This is a genomic window from Pseudonocardia sp. 2-7 (genome assembly GCF_056341085.1).
In genome coordinates, this window is sequence record NZ_CP094507.1 from 1,348,146 (window position 1) to 1,368,722 (window position 20,577).

The following is a 20,577-nucleotide window of genomic DNA, read 5'->3' on the forward strand; positions in this document are numbered from 1 at the left end:
TACCCCAGTGTCCGCACCGACCACGGAAACCCCCGCGATCGTCACGTCCGTCCGCCCGCCGTTCCACCTGGCGATCCCGGTGGACGACATCGAGGCGGCCCGGGAGTTCTACGGCACGCTGCTCGGCTTCGGCCGCGGCCGCTCCGCCGAGCGCTGGGCGGACTGGAACGTCGCCGGGCACCAGGTCGTCACCCACCAGGTCGGCGAGCCGTCGGACACCCCGCGCGCCGGTGTGGCCGGGACCAACCCCGTCGACGGCCACGACGTGCCGGTCCCGCACTTCGGCCTGGTCCTGAGCGTCCCGGAGTTCCGCGCGCTGGCCGAGCGGCTCACCGCCGCGGGCACCGACTTCGTCATCGAGCCCTACGTGCGGTTCGAGGGCGAGCCGGGGGAGCAGTGGACGATGTTCTTCCTCGACCCCGCGGGCAACGCGCTGGAGTTCAAGGCCTTCGCCGACCCGGAGCAGCTCTTCGCCGTCTGAGCCGTACCCGGTCGCGGCCCGTCCCCGGACGGCCCGCGGCCGGGGTCATCGGCGGGATGCCGCCGCCCCCCCGCTCAGGACGCGCGGGCGGGGGACGGGGCCGCGGGGAACAGCGCCGCGACCCGTGCTGCCGACGCACGGGCCCGCGCCGTCGTCCCCAGCACGCCGAGCACCACGACCACCACCGTCAGCGGCGTCACGACCGCCCACGCCGTCGCGACCCCGGCGGCGGTGCTCGCCGCGGTGGCGACCACGGTCCCGCTGACCGCGACGCCGAACGACTGCCCGGCCTGCCTGCTCGTCGAGGCCACCGCGGCGGCGACCCCGGCCCGCTCCGGCGGCATCCCGTTCACCGCGGTGTTCGTGATCGGCGGGTTGAGCAGGGCGAACCCGCAGCCGAACACCCCGTGCGCGAGCAGGATCAGCCACAGCGGCGTCGTCGGGGAGAGCTGGGAGAAGGTGAGCGCGACCAGCACCATCGCGCTCCCGCCCAGCACCAGCGGCAGGCGTGCCCCGCGGGCGGCGACCATCCGCCCGGACAGCGGCGCGACCACCGTGGTGGCGACGGCGGCCGGCAGCAGGGTCAGCCCGGCCTGCAGCGCACCGAGCCCGCGGACGTCCTGCAGGTAGAGCGCGGACAGGAACAGCAGCGAGCCGAACGCGGCGAACGCGCAGACCGCGATCACCGTCGCCGAGGCGAACGGGGCGCTCCGGAAGAACCGCAGTTCCACCAGCGGTTCGGGGTGGCGCCGCTCCCAGACGACCAGGGACACCAGCGCGACGACGGCCAGCACCGCCAGCCCGAGAACCCCCGCCGACGACCAGCCCAGCCGCGGCCCCTCGATCACCGCCGCCACCGTCGACCCGAGCAGCGCCACCACGAGGAGCTGACCCACCGGGTCGGCCCGCCGCGGACGGGCGGCCCGCGACTCCGGGACGAGCCGGGCCGTCAGGACCCAGGCCGCCAGCACGACGGGGATGTTCACCCAGAAGATCGCCCGCCAGCCGACGCTGTCCACGAGCAGCCCGCCGAGCACCGGGCCGACGCCCAGCGAGATGCCGACCATCGCGCCCCACACCCCGATCGCGCGGGCCCGCTCCCGGACGTCGGTGAAGACGTTGGTGATGATCGACATGGCGACCGGGTTGAGCATCGCGCCGCCGAGCGCCTGGACCACCCGTGCCCCGATCAGCCAGCCGACCGTCGGGGCCAGGCTGCACAGCAGCGACCCGATCCCGAACAGGACGAGCCCGGTCTGGAAGACGCGGCGGCGCCCGACCCGGTCGGCCGTCGCACCGGCCAGCATCAGGAAGCAGGCCAGGACGACGGTGTAGGCGTCGACGGTCCACTGCAGCTCGGTGATCGAGGCGCGCAGGTCGGTGACCAGCGCGGGCAGCGCCACGTTGATGATCGTGACGTCCATCGAGACGACGAGGATGCTCGTGCACAGCACGGCCAGGATCAGCAGCCGGTGCCGGCGTCCGGCGGGACCGGCCGGTACGACGACGTCGTTCCCCACGACATCTCCTTGTCCGGAGCTAACGAAACTGGGACGACGATAACCCGGGAACGACGACGGCCGCCCTCCCGTGTGAGGAGGACGGCCGTGGCGGTGCGCCGTCAGGGACTTGAACCCCGAACCCGCTGGTTAAGAGCCAGCTGCTCTGCCAATTGAGCTAACGGCGCATGTGTTCAGTTGTGGTACTGCGTGCGCCGTCAGGGACTCGAACCCCGAACCCGCTGGTTAAGAGCCAGCTGCTCTGCCAATTGAGCTAACGGCGCGTGTGGAGTTGTCGTGCCTCGCCCACGCACGGAAGATCGACCCCGGACGTGCGGTGGGATCGATCGCCGAGGCGGCGACCGGGTGAGTGACGGGACTTGAACCCGCGGCCCCCTGGACCACAACCAGGTGCTCTACCAACTGAGCTACACCCACCATGCGTTCTCCCGGGCACTCCCGGAAGCGCTGAACCACTGTAGCCCGCCCGCTCCGGGGGGTGTCAGGCGGGGGTCGTACCGCCCTCCGGGGGCGCCGCGACGTGCGCGACCGCGGCCGCCGCGGCCTGCGCCTGCTCGGTCGTCGGACCGGGCGGGGCCACGAACAGCGCCTGCCGGTAGTAGGCCAGCTCGCGGATCGACTCGCGGATGTCGGCGAGCGCGCGGTGCGCGAGGCCCTTCTCCGGCTTCGCGTAGAACACCCGCGGGAACCAGCGCCGCGCCAGTTCCTTCACCGAGCTGACGTCGATCATGCGGTAGTGCAGGTACCCGTCGAGCTCGGTCATGTCCCGGGCGATGAAGCCGCGGTCGGTCGCGATCGAGTTGCCCGCCAGCGGCGCCGAGCGGGCGTCCGGGACGTGGGTGCGGACGTAGTCGAGCACCATCTTCTCGGCCTGCTCGATCGTGACCGTCGCGCGCCGGACCTCCTCGGTCAGCCCGGACCGGGCGTGCATGTCGCGCACGACGTCGGGCATCGCGTCGAGCTTCGCGTCGTCACAGGCGATCACCACGTCGACGCCCTCGCCGAGGATGTTGAGGTCGCCGTCGGTGACCAGTGCCGCGATCTCGATCAGGGCGTCGGAGCCCAGATCCAGCCCGGTCATCTCGCAGTCGATCCACACCAGCCGATCGGTCATCGCCACAGCCTAGGTGACGTCGTCGCGACCGGCGCGAGCCTCGGCCGTCACCGTCGGGGGAGTGCCCTAGGCTCGCGCCGTGGCTGACGACACACCTGCCCGCACCATCGCCGCCGGATACGCCACCGAGGGGGCCGCGCTCGAGCTCGGCGCCGTCCTGGTCGACGGGGTGTGCGACCCGCAGGCACGGGTCCGGATCCCGCTCGCGACGCTGAACCGGCACGGCCTGGTGGCCGGGGCGACCGGCACCGGCAAGACCAAGACCCTGCAGGCCCTGGCCGGGCAGCTGTCCGACGCCGGGGTCCCGGTCCTGCTCGCCGACGTCAAGGGCGACCTGTCCGGCATGGCCCGTGCGGGCGAGCCGAACGACAAGGTCACCGCCCGCGCGACCGACACCGGCGACGACTGGGTCCCGACCGCGTACCCGGTGCAGTTCCTGTCGCTGGGCGACGGCGGCGTCGCCGTACCGGTGCGGGCGACGCTGACCCAGTTCGGCCCGATCCTGCTGGCCAAGGTGCTCGGCCTCAACGCCACCCAGGAGTCCACCCTCGGCCTGATCTTCCACTGGGCCGACCAGCGCGGGCTGCCGCTGCTCGACACCAAGGACCTGCGCGCGGTCATCCGGCACCTCACCTCCGACCAGGGCAAGGCCGACCTCAAGGGCATCGGCGGGGTCTCCCCGGCGACGGCCGGGGTCATCCTGCGCGCGCTGGTCAACCTGGAGGCCCAGGGCGGCGAGGAGTTCTTCGGCGAGCCCGAGTTCGACCCCGCCGACCTGATGCGTCAGATCGACGGCAAGGGCGTCGTCACCCTGCTGGAGCTGGCCGAACGCGCCGCGAACCCGGTGCTGTTCTCCACGTTCCTGATGTGGCTGCTCGCCGAGCTGTACGAGGAGTTGCCCGAGGCGGGCGACCTCGACCGGCCCAAGCTGGTGTTCTTCTTCGACGAGGCCCATCTGCTGTTCACCGATGCCTCGAAGGCGTTCCTCGACCGCATCGAGCAGACCGTCAAGCTCATCCGGTCCAAGGGCGTCGGCGTCTTCTTCTGCACCCAGCTGCCCACCGACGTGCCGAACGAGGTGCTGTCCCAGCTGGGCGCGCGGATCCAGCACGCGCTGCGGGCCTTCACCCCGGACGACCAGAAGGCGCTGTCGCGCACGGTGCGGACCTACCCGAAGTCCGACGTCTACGACCTGGAGTCGGCGCTGACCTCGCTGGGTACCGGTGAGGCGGTCGTCACGGTGCTGTCCGAGCGCGGCGCGCCCACCCCGGTCGCCTGGACCCGGCTGCGGGCCCCGCGCTCGCTGATGGCGGCCCTGCCGGTCGAGGACGTCCGCGCCGACGCCGCCGCCTCACCGCTGCAGGCGAAGTACGGCCAGATGGTCGACCGCGAGTCCGCCTACGAGAAGCTCACCGCGAGCATCGCGGCCGGGCCGGGCGGCGAGGCGACGCCGGTCGAGGCGCCCCCGGCACCCGCCCCGGAGACGGGCCAGGCCCCGCCGCCCCCGCCGCAGGACTCGCCGGGCGGCGGGTTCTTCTCCAAGATCGGGGACTTCCTGCAGTCGCCGACCGGTCGTCAGCTCACCAACACGGTCACCCGCGAGATCACCCGCAGCCTGTTCGGGACCCGCCGGCGTCGCTGACCCACGGGTCAGACCCGGAACGGGGCGACCGCGTCCGGGGTCACCGCGGCCATCAGCGCGACGGCGTCGGCGGGGTCGAGGTCCAGCACCTGCACCGCCCCGCCGCCCGCGGCGGTGGTCGCCTCCAGCGTCAGCACCCCGGCGCGGCGCTGGAACAGGCTCTGCCGCACCCGCCATCCGATGACGCCGTCGCGGCGCAGCGCGGTCGTCGTGCGCAGCAGCGACCCGTGCCGGGCGACGAGGTAGCGCTCGTCGAGCCGGTGCCCCAGGGCGCGGTAGCGGTCCAACGCGAGCGGTACGGCCACCACGACCAGCGCAACGCCGACGACGACCGGCCAGACCGCGGCGTCGAACCAGGCGACCACCCCGAGGGCGACGGCCGGGACGAGCGCGGGGCCGACCGCGCGCACCAGGCGCCGGGTCCGGGCCCGCGCCGGGTGCGCCCGCAGCGGGCCGTCGGTGACCGGGCCGGTCGCGCGTGCGGCCGTCGCGGCGACGGCGTGGGCGTGCGCGCGGCGCACCGGCGGGCCGAGGGCGCCACCGCCGGAGTCCTTGTCCTCCCCGGCGAGCCCGACGGTCAGCGCCCCGGCCTGGGCGCCGCCGCCCAGGGCACGCACCAGCAGTGGCTCGGACACCGTCACCCCGCGCAGCCGCTGCTCGGACACCGACAGCGACCGCTTGGTCAGCAGGCCGCGTCGCACCCGCAGCGTGCCGTCGGGCTCGCGGCTGAGCCGGTAGTCCCACCAGCGCTCCACGAACAGCACGATGCTGCCTGCGACCATGACCAGCAGCAGGAGCCCGACCGCGACGAGCGCCGTCGCCCAGACCGGTGCGGCCGACAGCTCCCCGGCGACGGCGTCCGCGCCGGGCAGCGAGCGCGGGTCGAGGCCGGTCTCGTTGAGTACGTTCCAGCCGGCGCCGGCCAGCGCACCGATCGCGGCCAGCGAGCTGACCGTCAGCGGGGCGAAGCGCAGCGAGGACCAGCGGATCCGGTCGAGCTCTGCGCCCGCGGGGTCGACGTGATCGGCCGGGCCTGCGGTCCCGTCGCCGGCGGCCACGTCCCCGTCGGCACCGTTGCCGTCGGCACCGTCCCCCTCGACCCGGGCCCGGTCCGCCCCGGTCCCGCCGGCGACCGCGGCCGGTCCGCGTGCCGGGGCGGGGCGGGCGAGCAGCTCGCGGCGCAGCCGTTCGGCCTCGTCGGTGGTGACGGCGTCGAGGTCGAGGCCCGCGTCCGACCCGCTCTGCCCGGAGCCGACCTTCACCACCGACAGCCCGACGAGCCGGTGCAGCAGCGGTGCGGTCAGGTCGACGGTGCGGATCCGGTCCCGCGGCACCGAGCGGCGCTGCCGGTTCAGCAGTCCGCTGTGCAGCTCGACGCGCTCGTCGGTGATCCGGTAGCGGGTGGTGCGCCAGCGCACGACGCCCACCGCGACCGCGACGACGACCGCCGCCCCCGCGATCCAGACCTGGGTGGAGTTGCCGCTGCCCGCGCCGAACAGGACCAGCACGACCAGCGCGGGGGCCAGCCGCAGCAGCGCGGTGGCCGGGCCGACGAGCAGCATCCGGCCCGGCAGCCGTCGCCAGCCGACCTCGTCGGGGGTCGTGCCGGTGCCGTCCGCGGGGGCGACGGGCGCGGGCTCGGTCACGTCGCGTCCCCGCTGTACCGCCCGGTCGTCTCGGTGAGCCGGCGGGCGAGCTCGGCGGCGGCGTCGGCGTCGAGCCCGGCGATGCGGACCGGGCCGCGGGCCGACGCGGTCGTGACGGTCACCGTCGCCAGGCGCAGCGCCTGCTGCAGCGGGCCGTGCTCGGTGTCGACGGTCTGCACCCGCGGGATCGGCGCGATCCGCCACTCCCGCACCAGCCAGCCCGACCGGGTGTAGACGGCGTCCTCGGTCACCTCCCAGCGGTGCAGCCGGTACCGCAGACCGGGCACGACGAGCGTCCCGACCAGCAGCCACAGCACCGTCAGCACCACGGTCGCGATCAGCACCCCGTGCCACGGGACCGCGGGCAGCAGGAACCACGCGACGACCTGGCCGGCGAGCAGCACGAGCGGGACCGGCGCCGCCGAGAGCCGCCACCACCAGATCGCGCGGGGGTCGACCCGGTTCGCGGGTGGGCGCAACGGGAGCGGCGGCGCGTCGGTCGGGATCCCGGGTCCGGGGTCGCCGGTGCGGGGGCCGGAGGCGGTCATGGTCCCACTCTGCCGAACCGCACCTGGCGGGAGCATCCGAGCACGCCGTCGGAGATCCCACTGTGGCCGAAAGTGGGGGCGTGGCCGACAGAGGGGGGCCGCCGAGTGGCACACCACGTGCGTCCGGGATCCGGGTCCGGGTACGAGGTGTGCCACTCGGCGGGCGACGACGGTCAGTGGGCCGGTGCGGACAGGTCGTAGACGGTGGTGCCGTCGACGGTCGTCGCGGTGTAGTGCTGCGCGACCCAGGCGGCGATCTCCGCCCCGGTGCCGCCGCGACCACCGCCGGGGCCGCCCCGCTCGCCGCCGCTGACGAAGTACCGGACCTCGCCCTGCGCGACGTACTGCCGGAACTGCTCCAGGGTGGGGGAGGGGTCGCTGCCGGAGAAGCCGCCGATCGCCATGACGGCGGTGTCCCCGCCCGCGGCGAGCATCATCGACGCCGCGCCCTGCGAGCCGATCGTCGCCGCGGCCCAGCGGGCAGGGCCCGCGTCCCGCAGCAGCGCGACGACCTGCGCGCCGGTCCGCTCGGTCCCCGGACCGCCGCCGGACGTCCCGCCCGGCCCACCCGCGCCGCCCTGCCCGGTTCCGCTCGGCCCGGTTCCGCCCTGCCACGCAGCGCCCTGCCCGGTACCGGCCGGGAGTCCGCCGCCGGCCGACGGGTCGGCACCGGCCGGGGTTCCGGTACCACCGGGAGCTGCCGCTACCGGGGCCCCGGTGCCGTCGGGAGCTGCCGCCGCCGGGGCCCCGGGAGCGCCGGCAGCCGCCGCGCCGGTCCCGTCCAGGCCCCGGTCCCGGTCGCCCCGCCGGTCGCGGAACCCGCCCGGGCCCCGGTCGCCTCCGGCGACCTCCGGCCCGGCGGTCGGGATGGAGCCCTCGTGCGGGGTCGCCACGGTCTGGACCGCGTAGGCCGCGGGGGCGGCGACCCCGCTCAGGACCGCGACGCCGAGTGCCACGGCGAGCCACCGCCGTCCGCGGGCGGGGACCAGCAGGGCCGCGCCGGCCACGACGCCCGCCACCAGCACCACCCAGCGCAGCCAGGGCAGGAACTGCGGCGACCAGCCGAGCATCACGAACGCCCACACCGCGGTCCCGGCGACGGCGACGGCGAGCACCCCGCGGACCCACCGGGCGTCCCGGTGCCCGAGCAGCTCGCGACCGCCGACCGCGACCAGCGCCGCGATCCCGGGCGCCAGCGCGACCGTGTAGTAGGGGTGGACGATCCCCTCCATGAACGACAGCACCAGCACCGTCACCAGCGTCCAGCCGCCCCACACGAGCAGCGAGCCGCGGACGGCGTCGGTGCGCACCGCGCGGCCGCGCACCACCAGCGCTGCGACGAGCAGCAGCAGCGCGGCCGGGAGCAGCCAGGAGACCTGGGTGCCGAACGACGTCTCGAACATCCGCAGGAACCCGGCCTGACCGCCGAAGCTCCCACCACCCGGACTACCCGGCGGCATGCCGCCACCGGCGGGGGCGCCACCCGGGAACGCACCGGCCGCGGCGTCGCCCACGGTGTCACGGCCGCGGCCGCCCTCGCCGCCGACGATCCGGCCCAGCCCGTTGTAGCCGAAGGCCAGGCCGAGCGGGGTGTCGTCCCCGGACCCGCCGATGTACGGGCGGGCGTCGGCCGGCCACAGCGCGACGGCGAGCAGCCACCAGCCGGCGCCGACGACGATCCCGGCACCGCCGACGAGCAGCTGCCACACCCGTCGCCACGGACGGCCGGGTGCGGCCCACAGCCAGGCCAGGGCCAGACCGGGCAGCACCAGGAACGCCTGCAGCGACTTGGTCAGGAACGCGAACCCGAGCACCAGCCCGACCGCGGCGATCCACCGGGTCCGGCCGTCCTCCAGGCCCCGGACCAGCAGATACGCCGCCGCGACGAGCAGCAGCGTCAGCAGCGCGTCGGGGTTGTCGAAGCGGAACATCAGCGCCGCGACGGGCGTCAGCGCCAGCAGTGCCCCGGCGAGCAGCCCGGCGCCGTGCCCGGACACCCGGCGCACCGCGGCGTACAGCAGCCCGACCGCGGCGACGCCCATCAGCGCCTGCGGCACCAGCAGGCTCCAGGACGAGAACCCGAAGATCCGTGCGGAGATCTCCATCGGCCACAATGACGCGGGCGGCTTGTCGACGGTGATCGCGTTCGCCGGGTCGAGGGAGCCGAAGAAGAAGGCCGTCCAGTCGTCCGCCCCGGCCTGCACCGCGGCGGCGTAGAAGGAGTTGGCCCAGCCCGAGGCGCCCAGGTTCCACAGGTAGAACGCGCCCGTCGCGACGAGCAGCGCGGCGACCGGGACGGGCCGGGTCCAGCGGCGCGGACCGTCGGACGGGGGCGGGGGAGGGTCGGCCCGGGTGGGGAACCGGTCGAGGGTGCTGGTCATGCGGCGGTCGCCTTCTCGAGCGGTGCGGTGGTGGACCGGGTGCGGAACACCCAGGAGCGGAACAGGACGAAGCGCAGCACCGTCGCGACCAGGTTGGCCCCGACGATCACCGCGGCCTCGACGGCCAGGTGCGCGCCGGGTGCGACGACGCCGAGCACGGCGAGGGCGCCGGTGGTCAGGACGAGGCCGAGCGCGAACACGATCAGCCCCTGGAACTGGTGGGTGACCGCGCGGTCCCGGCCACGGACCCCGAAGGTGAACCGCCGGTTCAGCGCGGTGTTGGCGACCGCGCAGACCAGCAGCGCGACGACGTTCGCCGCGATCGGCCCGAGCATCCCGCGCAGGGTGAGGAACAGCAGCAGGTTCGCCACCGTCGACGCGACGCCGATCGCGGCGAAGCGGGCCAGCTGGAACGGCATCGCCCGCGGCACCCCGGGCACCTCCGGCGGGGCCAGCGGCGCCCGCCCGAGCTGCGCGCGGACCTCGGCCAGCGGCAGCGCACCGGTCGCCAGTGCCCGGCCGACCCGCCACACGCCCTTCAGGTCCGCGACGGCCGTCGCCACGATGTCCACGCTGGAGTCCGGGTCGTCGACCCAGTCGACGGGCACCTCGTGGATGCGCAGCCCGGACCGCTCGGCCAGCAGCAGCAGCTCGGTGTCGAAGAACCAGCCGGTGTCCTCGACCAGCGGCAGCAGCCGCCGCGCCACGTCGGACCGGATCGCCTTGAACCCGCACTGGGCGTCGGAGAAGCGGGCCGAGAGCGCACCGCGCAGGATCAGGTTGTAGCTGCGCGAGATGAACTCCCGCTTCGGGCCGCGCACCACCCGCGAGCCGCGACCCAGCCGGGTCCCGATCGCGAGGTCGGAGTGCCCGGACACGAGCGGGGCGACGAGCGGGAGCAGCGCGCCGAGGTCGGTGGACAGGTCGACGTCGCAGTAGGCGAGGACATCGGCGTCGGAGTCCGACCAGACCCGGCGCAGGGCGCGGCCGCGGCCCTTCTGCTCCAGGCGCACCGTGCGGACCTCGGGGATCTCGGCGGCCAGCCGCCCGGCGATCACCGGGGTGGCGTCGGTGCTGGCGTTGTCGGCGACCGTGATCCGGAAGGAGTAAGGGAACCCGGAGGTGAGGAACGCGTGCAGGCGCCGCACCGAGGACTCCAGGTCGCGCTCCTCGTCGAAGACGGGGACGACGATGTCGAGCACGGTCCGGCCGCGGTCGGACGGACGCGCCTCGGGGTGGTCCGGGTGGGTGCCGGTCGCGGGGCCGGCGACGACTGTGGTCATGGGATCGACGATCGGGGCCTGCGCTGTCGCAGCCGTGTGATCGACCTGTGCGTCGGCTGTGAGCCTGTCTGCCGCCCGCCGGGTCACGACGCGCTCAGGTCGTGGAGGGTGACGCCGTCGACGGTGCGGGCCGGGAACGTCGCCGCGACCCACTCGGCGATGAGGCGCGCCTCGTCGCTGCCGCCGGAGGCGGTGGAGATCATGTCGCTGCCCGCGGAGCCGACGAACCAGTGGATCCGGTGCTGCGCCACCATCTGCCGGAACTGCGCGAGCGTCGGGTAGGGGTCGGTGCCGTTGAATCCGCCGACGGCGAGCACCGGTGCCCCCGAGGCGAGCTGGTAGCCCGCCGCCTGCATGGAGCTCACCGTGGCCGCGGCCCAGGTGAAGTCGTCCGCGTCCGCCGCGATCAACCCCGTGACCTGCGACGACGGCGTGGGGGCGCTGAGGATGCCGCCCGGCCCGCCGCCGCGCCCGCCGGCAACCCCCGGCCCCCGGGTGGGTCCGCCACCGGCCCACCGGCCGCCCGGCCCGCGCGCCGTCGCGGCACCCGGTGCGCCCGCGGCCCCACCGGTCCCGGCCGAGCCCGCAGCCGCGCCGCCCCCGGCCGCGCCCGGTGCCCCGACGGCCCCACCGGTGACGGTTCCGGCCGGGCCGGATGCGCCACCCGGGGCGCCGGCCCCGGAACCGGCCCACGGCCCGCGCATCCCGCCGGGGCCACCCCGGCCCCCGCCCGGTCCGGACGCGTAGCCCTCCGGCCCGGAGCTCGGGATCGCGCCGGTGTGCGGGGTCGCCGCCGTCCCCAGCGCCCAGGCCGTCGTCCCACCGGCCCCCGCCAGCAGCGCCGCGGTGAGCACCCCGGTGGCCAGCACCCGCGGCATCCGGTGCACCCCGAGCAGGGCGAGCGCCGCGCCGAGCCCGACCACGAGCATCGCCGGGCGCAGCCATCCCAGCCAGGCCGCGGGCAGCAGCGCGTACGCCCACACCGCCGTCGCCGCGACCGCCGCGGCCAGCCACCAGCGGGCGGCCGCGGACGCACGGTCCCGCCACAGCGTCGCCCCGCCGATCCCGACCAGCGCGGCGACCGCCGGGGCCAGCGCGACGGTGTAGTAGCTGTGCACGATCCCGGCCATCAGGCTGAACGTCAGCCCGGTGACCAGCAACCAGCCGCCCCACAGCACGGTCGCCGCACGCAGCGGGTCGGTGCGCGGTGCCCGCCGGGTCCACCACAGCAGGACCCCGAGCAGCACCAGCGCCGCGGGCAGCAGCCAGGACGCCTCCCGGCCCATCTCCGACCCGAACAGCCGCAGCAGCCCGGTCTCGCCCCAGCCACCGGCACGTCCGCCCGCGCCGCCGCCGACGGAGCCGACCTCGTCGCCGGTGAGCCGGCCGAAGCCGTTGTAGCCGAAGACCAGCTCCAGCACGCTGTCGCCCTGGGAGCCGCCGATCCAGGGCCGGTCCGCGGCCGGCCACAGCTCCACAACGAGCACCCACCAGCCCGCCGAGACCAGCAGCGCGGCACCGGCGACGAGCAGCGCCCGGATCCGCGGCCACCAGGCGAGCGGGGCGGCGAGCAGCCACACGGCGGAGAACGCCGGCAGCACCAGGAAGGCCTGCAGCATCTTGGTGAGGAAGCCGTAGCCGACCAGGAGACCGACGAGCACCAGCCACCGGGTGCGGCCCTGCTCGACCGCCCGGGTGAGGGAGTAGGCGGCGCCGGTCAGGACGAGCACGAGCATCGCGTCGGGGTTGTCGAAGCGGAACATCAGCACCGCGACCGGGGTGAGCGCGAGCGCGGCCCCGGCCACCAGCCCGGCCCCCGGCCCGGCGACGCGCCGGACCGCGGCGTGCAGCAGCGCGACCGCGCCGACGCCCATCAGCGCCTGCGGCACCAGCACGCTCCAGCTCGACAGCCCGAACAGCCGCACCGCCAGCCCGATCGGCCACAGCGCCCCCGGCGCCTTGTCGACGGTGATCCCGCCGGCCGCGTCGGAGGCGCCGAAGAACCACGCCGACCAGCTCTGCCCGCCCGCCTGCGCGGCCGCCGCGTAGAACGCGTTGGCCCAGCCCGAGGCCGACAGACCCCACAGGTACAGCGCGGCCGTCGCGGCGAGCAGCACCGCGAGCGGCAGGTGCCGCCACCGGCGGGTCGGCGGCGGGGACGGTGCGGGGGCGGGCCGGGGCCGGGACAGGGTGCTCGTCACCCGGGCGACGCTGCTCCGCCGCGCTGTGCGGAACCGGTGATCGACCTGTGAACCACCTGTGCCGGTCACCCCCGGTCCGTCGATCAGTACCTGAGCGCTGCGAGCCCGGGTCGTGCCAGCCCTCATGTACTGATCGACGCAGGGACGCCCGGGCGGACGCGGGTGGTGTGACGCGGGACGGCGCCGCGGTGCGGGGTGGGCGGGTGCGGGGGAGGATCGGCGACGTGCCGGTCCCCGCGTCGACCCCGGAGTCGGTCCTGGCCGGGCCACGACTGCTGCTGCCCGGCTGGACCCCGGAGGTCGCGGCGGCCGTCGTCGCCGGGACCCGGCGCGGCGACTGGGCGCCGGACTTCCCCGCCGAGGGCGACCGGGTGATCGCCCGGCTGCTCGCCCGCGACCCGGCCGGGCCGGGCTGGGGCGAGCTCGGGCACCGGCTGCTCGTCGAACGCGACGGCGGCACGGTCGTCGGCGGCGCGGGCCTGTTCCCCGCCCCCGACGACGGCCCGGCCGCCGTCGAGCTCGGCTACGGCGTGGTGCCGTCCCGGCGCGGCCGCGGCTACGCCGTCGAGGCCGCCCGCCTGCTGCTCGCGCTGGCCCGCTCGGCCGGGGCGTCCCCGCTGGTCGCGGGCGTCGAGCCCGGCAACCCCGCCTCGGAGCGGGTGCTGCAGCGGATCGGGATGCGCCCCACCGGGACCCGCGACGGCGTCGCACGGTTCCGGCTCGACGTAGGGTCGACCACGTGATCAGGCTCGTCGCGCTCGACATCGACGGCACCATCGTCCACGGGCGCAGGCCCCCGAGCCCCGCGGTCCTCGATGCCATCGCGCTCGCCGGGACCCGGGCCGAGGTGATGCTGTGCACCGGCCGGACCGTCGTCGGCGTGGCCGGCGCGCTGGACGCGATCGGGCTGCGCGACGGCGTCACCCTGACCTCCAACGGTGCGGTCGAGATGGAGACCGCGACCCGCCGGGTGCTGGCGATGGAGCGGCTCGCCCCCGAGGCCGTGACCGCGGCCCTCGACGCGATGACCGAGCTGTTCCCGGGGGCGGTGTTCGCCTGCGAGCACGTCGGGGTCGGGCAGCGGGTCAGCGCCCCGTTCCCGGACGGCGTGCTCGCCGGCACCGTGACCGAGGTCGGCCGCGCCGGTCTGCTCGACGAGCCGACGCCCAAGCTCGTCATGTACTGGCCGGGGCGCGATCCGGACGAGACCGCCGTCCGCGCGGCCCGGCTGCACGTTCCCGGCACCGAGCCGACCCTGGACCACGAGCTGCCGTGGGTGACGCTGGTGCCGGCCGGGGTGTCCAAGGCGTCCGGGCTCGCGCGGGTCGCGGCCCGGCTCGGCGTCGACCGCTCCGAGGTCCTCGCCGTCGGCGACGGCGACAACGACCGCGCGATGCTGCGCTGGGCGGGCCGCGGGATCGCGATGGGGCAGGCCCCGCCGCAGGTGCACGCCGACGCCGACGAGTCCACCGGCACCGTCGCGCAGGACGGCCTGGCCCGCGCCCTGGAGCGCGTGTTCGGCTAGTGCTCGACGGGGGTGCCGGCGACCAGCGGCGTCGCCGCCTCGAGGGCCGCCCCGCACGACGGCGGCCGCGGCGGCAGCGAGGTGTCGAGGACCACCGGCACGGTCCAGACGCGGCCGTCGCGGGACCGGACCGTGACGTCCCCAGGACCGTCGACGGCGTCGACGAGCAGTGCTGCGGCGTCGCCGATGCCGGTGTGCTCGCGCACGGCGAGCTCGGCGAGCTGGCGGACCGGGTCCAGCCCGGTGTGCCCGCGGCAGCCCCACGGGTCGACGCCGCCCCCGGCCGCGGCCTTCAGCGCGGCCAGCGCGCCGCCGGTGTCGAGGCGGCCGTAGGCGTAGCCGGTGGGCAGCACCAGTGCGGTCGGTGCGAACCGGTGCCCGCCCAGGTGGGTGCACTCCCAGACGTCGGCGCCCTCGGCGACCAGTTCCCCGGCGAGCGCGCGGCCCCGGACGGCGCAGCAGACGTCACGCCTGCCGTGCGCGCACACCAGCATCACCGGATCGGTGACCGGGGTGCCCGCGCCCGGGTCGAGGTCGATGCGGGCGAGGTGGTCGGTGCCGCGCACGGTGCGCGACCACGCCCGCGAGCCGCCCGGGGCGAGGTCGGCGACGTAGACGGTGCGGTCGCCGTCGGCGTCGCAGCGGCCCTCGCGGCCGGGGCGGCGGATCAGCAGGAGGACGACGTCGTCGGCGCGGAGCCGGTCGGACAACGCGGTGACCGCCGGGTCCGGATGGTCGGCGACCTTCCGCGGCCACGCCCCGATGTGCTCGACGGCGACGAGGCGGCGCACGTGCGGCGCGGTGCCGGTCATCGGCTCGCCGACGGCCTCGCTCAGCCCGGCACAGCCCCCGGCGGGCGCCCCGGCGGGGGGACCGCCGAGTGCGCCACGTGCCGCGGTGACCGTCATCGGGCCATCTTAGGGAAGGTTTCCCTGACTTCAACCCGGGACGCCCGGTCGGGTCACTCCCGGCCGGGGAGCTCCGTGCGCAGGACCTTGCCGGTCTGGTTGCGCGGCAGCTCGTCCAGGAAGTGCACGTCCCGTGGGGCGGCGAACTTCTCGAGGTCGGACTTCACCCGGCTGCGGATCGCGTCCGCGGTGACGTCGGCTCCCGGCTCGAGCACCACCCAAGCAGCGAAGCGCTGGCCGTACTCGTCGTCGTCCACCCCGAGCACACAGGCCTCGCGCACCCCGTCCATCCCCGAGACGAGCTCCTCGACCGGGCCCGGGTGCAGGTTCTCCCCGCCCGAGACGATCATGTCGTCGGCCCGGCCGGTGAGGAACAGCCGTCCCTGCTCGTCGAGGTGTCCGACGTCGCCGGTCCCGAGCAGCCCGTCGCGCTCCTCCAGGCCGTCCTCGCCGCCGGTGTAGCCCTCGAACGGCAGGTCGTTGCCCACGAACACCCGGCCGTCGACGCCTGCCGCGGCGGGCCGGTCGTCGTCGTCGAGGATGACCAGGGTGGTCCCGGCCGGGGCGCGGCCCGCGGTGCCGGGGGCGTCGCGCAGGTCCTCCGGTCCGGCGATCGAGACCCAGGAGACCTCGGTGGAGCCGTAGAGGTTGTAGAGGCAGTCGCCGAAGCGGTCCATGAACCGGTTGGCCTGCCCGCCGGGCAGCGCCGACCCGGAGACGGCCACGATCCGCGGGCCCGCCGGGTCGTCCCAGCCGTCGCCCCAGCCCTCGGCCTCGGACTCCAGGACGCGCTGGAGCATCACCGGCACCGCGAACACCGTCGTGCACCGGCGCTCGCGCACGGCGTCGAGGAACCCCTCGGGGGTGAACCTGCGGCGCAGTACGACGGTCGCGCCGTGCAGCGAGGCGAGCAGCAGCCCCGCGTTGCCCCAGGTGTGGAACAGCGGCGCGGCGATGTGCGTCGGCTCACCGGCGCGCAGCGGGATCGCCGACAGGATCGACGCCGCCGGGGCGAGGGTCGACGGGTGCGGCCGCTTGGCGCCCTTCGGCGTCCCGGTGGTGCCGGAGGTCAGCACGATCTGCTTGGACGGCTCCGGCTTGAACGGCAGCTCGCCCGGCCCGCCGCGCTCGACCATCGCCTCGAGGTCGTCGAGCGCGCGGTCGCCCGCGGGGCGCGGCCCGTCCGGGGTGCGGGTCAGCACGACGCGCGGCCCGTCCGGGACGATGTCGAGGAAGTCCGGGTCGGCGACGAGGGTGTGCAGCTGCTGCTGCTCCTGCACCCCGCGCAGCTGCTCGGCCGAGAGCCCGGTGTTCACCAGCACGACGTCGGCGCCCGCCTTGCCCGCCGCGACCATCGCCTCGATCGGCGCGCGGGCGTTCCGGCACAGCACGCCGACCGGGGCGCCCGGCCCGGCACCGGAGTCGAGCAGCGCCAGCGCGAGGCTGTCGGTGCGGGCCTCCAGCTCGGCGTAGGTGGTGACCCCGTCGTCGTCGACGACGGCGAGCCGGTACGGGTGGCGGGCCGCTCCGACGGCGAACGCGGCGGTGATGCTGTTGCCGTAGCGCACCAGGGCCCGGCCCATCCCGTACAGCTTCCCGGGGCCGAGCGGGCGGACGACACCCGAGCGGGTCAGGGCCACGGCGGCGCGGGCGGTGCCGCTGCCCAGCTCGTACGCGGTACGGGCGGTGCCGGAGAGGTTCTGGAGCAGCGGGGAGCCAGCCATGCGGCGCAGTCTGTCAGGGCCACCCGTCGGGTCGCCGGGTCCGGTGCGGTGATCTGTGTCAGAGGTCACTGAGCATGTCCGTCATGTTTCGTAGGGTGAAGACGATGTGTCCCTCGGTGACCCACAGGTCGCCGAACTCCACCACACACCGTCGGGGATCCTGATGCGCCTCTACCTGCCCACACGCACGTCCGCTTCCGGCCGCACCCTGGTCCGCGCGGGACGTCCGACCAAGTCGATGCCCGGGTTCGGCGGCCTCGCCGGCGTCTGCCGCTGCGGTGCGGCCCGGCCCGCCGACGCGCGCGCCCTGCCGTGGCGCGACTGTCCGTCCTGCATGCCGCAGCGGGCCCGCGCCGGGCGCTGAACGCCCCGGCCTCGTAGGTTCCCGGGTCGGCGGGCACCGGGTCCGCCGACCGCGGAGGCCCCATGAGTACGCCCACCCCCGAGATGCGGCTGCGCGCCCTCGAGCGCGAGGACCTGCCGTTCGTCCACGGGCTGTCGAACGACTCCGGGATCATGTCGTACTGGTTCGAGGAGCCCTACGAGTCGCTCGTCGAGCTGCAGGAGATCTTCGCCCGGCACGTGCACGACAACCGCGAGCGGCGGTTCATCATCGACTGCGCGGGCGAGCGCGCCGGCCTGGTCGAGCTGGTGGAGATCGACTACATCCACCGCAACGCGGAGTTCCAGATCATCGTCGCCCCCGCCTTCCAGGGCCGGGGTCTGGCCGCCCGCGCCACCGCCGCGGCCCTCGACTACGCCTTCGGCGTGCTGAACCTGCACAAGGTGTACCTCGTCGTCGACGTCGACAACGCCCGTGCCGTACGCGCCTACGAACGCACCGGTTTCGTCGTCGAGGGCGAGCTGCGCGAGGAGTACTTCGCCAGCGGCCGCTACCACGACGCGTACCGGATGGCGGTGCTGCAGCGTGAGCACCTCGGGCGCACCGTCGACGGACCGCGCTGACCGGACCGGGCCGGCCGGCAGGGAGGGGGACCCGTCGGCCGGCCCGGCGTGCACCGGTCGCGGGCATGCGACCGGGGTCGGGCGCGTCGACCGTGATGACGACGACACCCATGAACAGTACTATCCCGCCACGTAGTCGTGTCAACGTTCCGCTACGCTGCGCCCATGACCAGCAAGAACCGGGTGTGGGTCGGGGTCTGCTCGATGTCGCGGTGCGGATCGGACAACCGGTGACATCGTTGATCGTCGGGTGAGCGCCCGCGACCGTCGTCGCCGCGGGTCACGGGTGGTTGCGGCCCGCCCGTCGTCGCCGTGCGCGCCCGGTTGCCCCGGGTAGGATCCGCCCCGATGTCCGGAACGCCGACGGCCGGGGACGAGTTCCCGATCGACACGCTCGCCGCGCGTGCCGGCATGACCGTCCGCAACGTGCGCGCCCACCTGTCCCGCGGGCTGCTGCAGCCGGGGGAGATGCGCGGGCGCACCGCCTGGTACGGCCCTGTCCACCTGGCCCGGCTGGAGCTGATCGCCGGCCTGCAGCGGCGCGGGTTCTCGCTCGCCGCGATCGGCGTGCTGATCAACCAGACTCCCTCCGGCAGCGCCGAGGAGGCGTTGCGCCTCTACCGCGGCATGCTCGCCCCGTGGCAGCCGGAGGAGCCGGTCGAGCTCGCCGAGGAGGACCTGGCCGAGTGGGCCGGCGCCCGGACGTCCCCGGAGTTCGTCGGGCAGCTGGTCGCCTCCGGGATGATCGAGCGCACCGGCCCGGGGCGGCTGCGTGTGCTCAACCCGTCGATGGTCCGCTCCGAGGCGCACGCCGTCGCCCTCGGTCTGGCCCCGGAGGCGGTGCAGCAGGTCGGCGACGAGCTGCTGACCCGCACCCGTGAGATCGCCGAGATCTTCGTCGAGCTGTTCCGGGAGCAGGTCTGGGCGGCGCACGTCGCGGCCGGGCTGCCCCGCAGCGGCGTCGCGGACCTGCGCACGGCGGTCGAGGCCCTGCAGCCGGTCGCCACCCAGTCGCTGCTCGGCGCCTTCCGCCAGACGATGCAGCAGGCGATGGACGACTTCATCCGCCGGCTGTCCACCGACCTCGCCCCGGCCGACCCGCCCGTCGACCCCGGGGCCGCGGAGCCGTACTCAGACCGGTAGGTCGACGGTGAACACCGTCCGGCCGGGGTCGCTGTCGACCCCGACCGTCCCGTCGTGGGCGGCGACGACCGCGGCCACGATCGCCAGGCCCAGCCCGGTGCTGGGGGTGTCGTTCCCGGCGCGGGTGCGTCCCTCCGCACCGCGGGCGAACCGCTCGAACACCCGCGGCAGCACGTCCGGGGCGATGCCGGGGCCGTCGTCGGCGACCCGCAACCGGACCCGGCCGGGGACGGGCCGGTCGAGGGAGACGGTGACCGTCGTGCCGGGCGGGGTGTGGGTGCGGGCGTTCGCGAGCAGGTTGGTGACCACCTGGGCGAGCCGGTGGGCGTCACCGGTGACCGTGACCGGCTCGTCGGGCAGGTGCGGGAACCAGCGGTAGTCGCGGCCCGCCACGTGGGCGTCCCCGACGGCGTCGAGGACCAGCCGGGTGAGGTCCACCTCGGCGCGCTCCAGCGGGCGGCCCGCGTCGAGCCGGGCGAGCAGCAGCAGGTCCTCGACCAGGGTGGACATGCGTTCGGCCTGCGAGCTGATCCGGGCCAGTGCGTGCGTGGTCCGCTCCGGGACCGGGTCGCGCTCGCGGCGCGACAGCTCGGCGTAGCCGCGGATCGCCGTTAGCGGGGTGCGCAGCTCGTGGCTGGCGTCGGCGACGAAGCGCCGCAGCCGGGTCTCGGACTCCTGGCGGGCGGCGAGCGCGCCCTCGACGTTGTCGAGCATGTGGTTGAGCGCGGTGCCGACCTGGCCGACCTCGGTGCGCGGGTCGGGGTCGGGGACGCGGGCGGCGAGGTGGACCTCGCCCCGGTCCAGCGGCAGGTCCCCGACCTGCGCGGCGACGCCGGCGACGCGTTCGAGCGGGCGCAGCTCACGGCGCACCAGCACGGCCGCCGCGATGCCCGCGAGCACCACCGCCCCGCCCAGCACGACGAGCTCGGTGACGACGAGCCTGGTCACGGTGGCACCGGCGTTGTCCGGCTGCGCGATCAGGTAGGTCGTCGTCCCCTCGGTCCAGCCGACCGCCCGGTAGTCGCCCAGGGACAGGGTGACGTCGTGCGGTGCGGTGTCGGCGGGCACCGATCGGAGCGCGCCGAGGTCGTCGCCGGACACCGCGGTGCTGGTGCCGCCGCGCTGGGCGAGCCGGGCCACGACGACACGGCCGTCGTCGAACACCGCGCCGATCGCGTTCGCGCTCGGGCCGGGACCGAGGAACACCCCGTCGGGCGGGCCGGGGCGCCGGCCGCCGTCCCCGGACGGGGCGCCGGTCCCGTCGCCCTCGTCCTGGGTCAGCCGCCCGGGGGCGCGCCCGGTCTGCTGGGCGACGAAGCCCTCCAGGGAGAACGACAGCTCGTGGTCCTGCCGGGTGGACAGGTAGCGGTCGAGGGAGAGCGTCGTCGCGACGCCGATCGCCACGCACGCCACCGTGAACAGCAGCAGCACCGTGACGACCAGCCGGGCCCGCAGCGAGCGGACCCGGCCGGAGACGCGGGTGACGACCACCGGG

The 20,577-nt window shown here is 75.6% G+C and carries 17 protein-coding genes and 3 tRNA genes; 7 read left to right on the forward strand and 13 right to left on the reverse strand.

What is annotated here, in order from left to right; genetic code table 11:
* The first annotated feature begins 7 nt into the window (after window positions 1–7).
* Complete coding sequence (locus MTO91_RS06795; RefSeq protein WP_476654067.1) at window positions 8–481, forward strand: VOC family protein; 474 nt, start codon at window positions 8–10, stop codon at window positions 479–481.
* A 74-nt stretch (window positions 482–555) separates the two neighbouring features.
* Here the strand turns inward: MTO91_RS06795 and MTO91_RS06800 are convergent, their stop codons facing one another.
* From MTO91_RS06800 to orn, 5 genes are all read right to left on the reverse strand, one after another.
* Entirely contained in the window at window positions 556–2,001 is a 1,446-nt protein-coding gene (locus tag MTO91_RS06800; protein WP_224403284.1) for an MFS transporter, read from the reverse strand.
* A 94-nt stretch (window positions 2,002–2,095) separates the two neighbouring features.
* A tRNA-Lys gene (locus MTO91_RS06805) sits at window positions 2,096–2,168 on the reverse strand.
* Between the two features lie 23 nt (window positions 2,169–2,191).
* Window positions 2,192–2,264: transfer RNA gene (locus tag MTO91_RS06810), tRNA-Lys, on the reverse strand.
* A gap of 81 nt (window positions 2,265–2,345) precedes the next feature.
* A tRNA-His gene (locus tag MTO91_RS06815) sits at window positions 2,346–2,418 on the reverse strand.
* Between the two features lie 64 nt (window positions 2,419–2,482).
* Window positions 2,483–3,115, reverse strand: a complete 633-nt coding sequence (gene orn / locus MTO91_RS06820) for an oligoribonuclease (RefSeq protein WP_208821361.1) — start codon at window positions 3,113–3,115, stop codon at window positions 2,483–2,485.
* A 79-nt stretch (window positions 3,116–3,194) separates the two neighbouring features.
* Between orn and MTO91_RS06825 the strand changes: the two genes are divergently transcribed.
* Window positions 3,195–4,757, forward strand: coding sequence for a helicase HerA-like domain-containing protein (locus MTO91_RS06825; protein WP_405418804.1), 1,563 nt, complete (start codon window positions 3,195–3,197; stop codon window positions 4,755–4,757).
* Window positions 4,758–4,765: 8 nt separating this feature from the next.
* Here the strand turns inward: MTO91_RS06825 and MTO91_RS06830 are convergent, their stop codons facing one another.
* The 5 genes from MTO91_RS06830 to MTO91_RS06850 form a co-directional block, all read right to left on the reverse strand.
* Window positions 4,766–6,403, reverse strand: coding sequence for a PH domain-containing protein (locus tag MTO91_RS06830; protein ID WP_476654068.1), 1,638 nt, complete (start codon window positions 6,401–6,403; stop codon window positions 4,766–4,768).
* The gene (locus MTO91_RS06835; RefSeq protein WP_178374083.1) at window positions 6,400–6,951 is read right to left on the reverse strand and encodes a PH domain-containing protein; all 552 of its coding nucleotides are present in this window, start codon (window positions 6,949–6,951) and stop codon (window positions 6,400–6,402) included. Before MTO91_RS06835 ends, MTO91_RS06830 begins: the two co-directional genes overlap by 4 nt.
* A 173-nt stretch (window positions 6,952–7,124) precedes the next feature.
* Window positions 7,125–9,332, reverse strand: a complete 2,208-nt coding sequence (locus tag MTO91_RS06840; protein WP_476654069.1) for a glycosyltransferase family 39 protein — start codon at window positions 9,330–9,332, stop codon at window positions 7,125–7,127.
* Entirely contained in the window at window positions 9,329–10,615 is a 1,287-nt protein-coding gene (locus MTO91_RS06845) for a bifunctional glycosyltransferase family 2/GtrA family protein (RefSeq protein WP_476654070.1), read from the reverse strand. Before MTO91_RS06845 ends, MTO91_RS06840 begins: the two co-directional genes overlap by 4 nt.
* 83 nt (window positions 10,616–10,698) lie before the next feature.
* Window positions 10,699–12,816, reverse strand: a complete 2,118-nt coding sequence (locus MTO91_RS06850) for a glycosyltransferase family 39 protein (RefSeq protein WP_476654071.1) — start codon at window positions 12,814–12,816, stop codon at window positions 10,699–10,701.
* Between the two features lie 224 nt (window positions 12,817–13,040).
* Here MTO91_RS06850 and MTO91_RS06855 point away from each other — a divergent pair, with 224 nt between their 5' ends.
* Both MTO91_RS06855 and MTO91_RS06860 read left to right on the forward strand, forming a co-directional pair.
* Window positions 13,041–13,559 carry a GNAT family N-acetyltransferase gene (locus tag MTO91_RS06855; protein ID WP_476654072.1) on the forward strand — a complete coding sequence of 173 codons (519 nt, stop codon included), beginning with the start codon at window positions 13,041–13,043 and terminating at the stop codon, window positions 13,557–13,559.
* Window positions 13,556–14,341: an HAD family hydrolase gene (locus tag MTO91_RS06860; RefSeq protein WP_405418792.1), complete on the forward strand. Its 786-nt coding sequence runs from the start codon at window positions 13,556–13,558 to the stop codon at window positions 14,339–14,341. Before MTO91_RS06855 ends, MTO91_RS06860 begins: the two co-directional genes overlap by 4 nt.
* Here MTO91_RS06860 and MTO91_RS06865 read toward each other — a convergent pair.
* Together MTO91_RS06865 and MTO91_RS06870 are read right to left on the reverse strand one after the other, a co-directional pair.
* Window positions 14,338–15,249, reverse strand: a complete 912-nt coding sequence (locus tag MTO91_RS06865; RefSeq protein ID WP_476654073.1) for a sucrase ferredoxin — start codon at window positions 15,247–15,249, stop codon at window positions 14,338–14,340. The two genes, MTO91_RS06860 and MTO91_RS06865, sit on opposite strands and share 4 nt — an antisense overlap.
* A gap of 53 nt (window positions 15,250–15,302) precedes the next feature.
* The gene (locus MTO91_RS06870) at window positions 15,303–16,973 is read right to left on the reverse strand and encodes an AMP-binding protein (protein ID WP_476654074.1); all 1,671 of its coding nucleotides are present in this window, start codon (window positions 16,971–16,973) and stop codon (window positions 15,303–15,305) included.
* A gap of 106 nt (window positions 16,974–17,079) precedes the next feature.
* Between MTO91_RS06870 and MTO91_RS06875 the strand changes: the two genes are divergently transcribed.
* The 3 genes from MTO91_RS06875 (at window position 17,080) to MTO91_RS06885 (ending at window position 19,082) form a co-directional block, all read left to right on the forward strand.
* A complete protein-coding gene (locus tag MTO91_RS06875; RefSeq protein WP_405418788.1) occupies window positions 17,080–17,337 on the forward strand; it encodes a hypothetical protein in 258 nt (85 codons plus the stop codon).
* Between the two features lie 62 nt (window positions 17,338–17,399).
* The gene (gene speG / locus MTO91_RS06880; protein WP_226355640.1) at window positions 17,400–17,939 is read left to right on the forward strand and encodes a spermidine N1-acetyltransferase; all 540 of its coding nucleotides are present in this window, start codon (window positions 17,400–17,402) and stop codon (window positions 17,937–17,939) included.
* Between the two features lie 348 nt (window positions 17,940–18,287).
* Window positions 18,288–19,082 (forward strand): MerR family transcriptional regulator, encoded by a 795-nt coding sequence (locus MTO91_RS06885; RefSeq protein WP_476654075.1) that lies wholly within the window; start codon window positions 18,288–18,290, stop codon window positions 19,080–19,082.
* Here MTO91_RS06885 and MTO91_RS06890 read toward each other — a convergent pair.
* Complete coding sequence (locus MTO91_RS06890) at window positions 19,071–20,573, reverse strand: sensor histidine kinase (protein ID WP_476654076.1); 1,503 nt, start codon at window positions 20,571–20,573, stop codon at window positions 19,071–19,073. The two genes, MTO91_RS06885 and MTO91_RS06890, sit on opposite strands and share 12 nt — an antisense overlap.
* Window positions 20,574–20,577: the final 4 nt, after the last annotated feature.

What these genes read in the sequence shown, in the direction of transcription:
- MTO91_RS06885 (WP_476654075.1), top strand. Translation starts at nt 18,288, where the DNA reads ATGTCCGGAACGCCGACGGCCGGGGACGAGTTCCCGATCGACACGCTC.
- MTO91_RS06845 (WP_476654070.1), bottom strand. Translation starts at nt 10,615, where the DNA reads ATGACCACAGTCGTCGCCGGCCCCGCGACCGGCACCCACCCGGACCAC.
- orn (WP_208821361.1), bottom strand. Translation starts at nt 3,115, where the DNA reads ATGACCGATCGGCTGGTGTGGATCGACTGCGAGATGACCGGGCTGGAT.
- MTO91_RS06870 (WP_476654074.1), bottom strand. Translation starts at nt 16,973, where the DNA reads ATGGCTGGCTCCCCGCTGCTCCAGAACCTCTCCGGCACCGCCCGTACC.
- MTO91_RS06840 (WP_476654069.1), bottom strand. Translation starts at nt 9,332, where the DNA reads ATGACCAGCACCCTCGACCGGTTCCCCACCCGGGCCGACCCTCCCCCG.
- speG (WP_226355640.1), top strand. Translation starts at nt 17,400, where the DNA reads ATGAGTACGCCCACCCCCGAGATGCGGCTGCGCGCCCTCGAGCGCGAG.
- MTO91_RS06865 (WP_476654073.1), bottom strand. Translation starts at nt 15,249, where the DNA reads ATGACGGTCACCGCGGCACGTGGCGCACTCGGCGGTCCCCCCGCCGGG.
- MTO91_RS06835 (WP_178374083.1), bottom strand. Translation starts at nt 6,951, where the DNA reads ATGACCGCCTCCGGCCCCCGCACCGGCGACCCCGGACCCGGGATCCCG.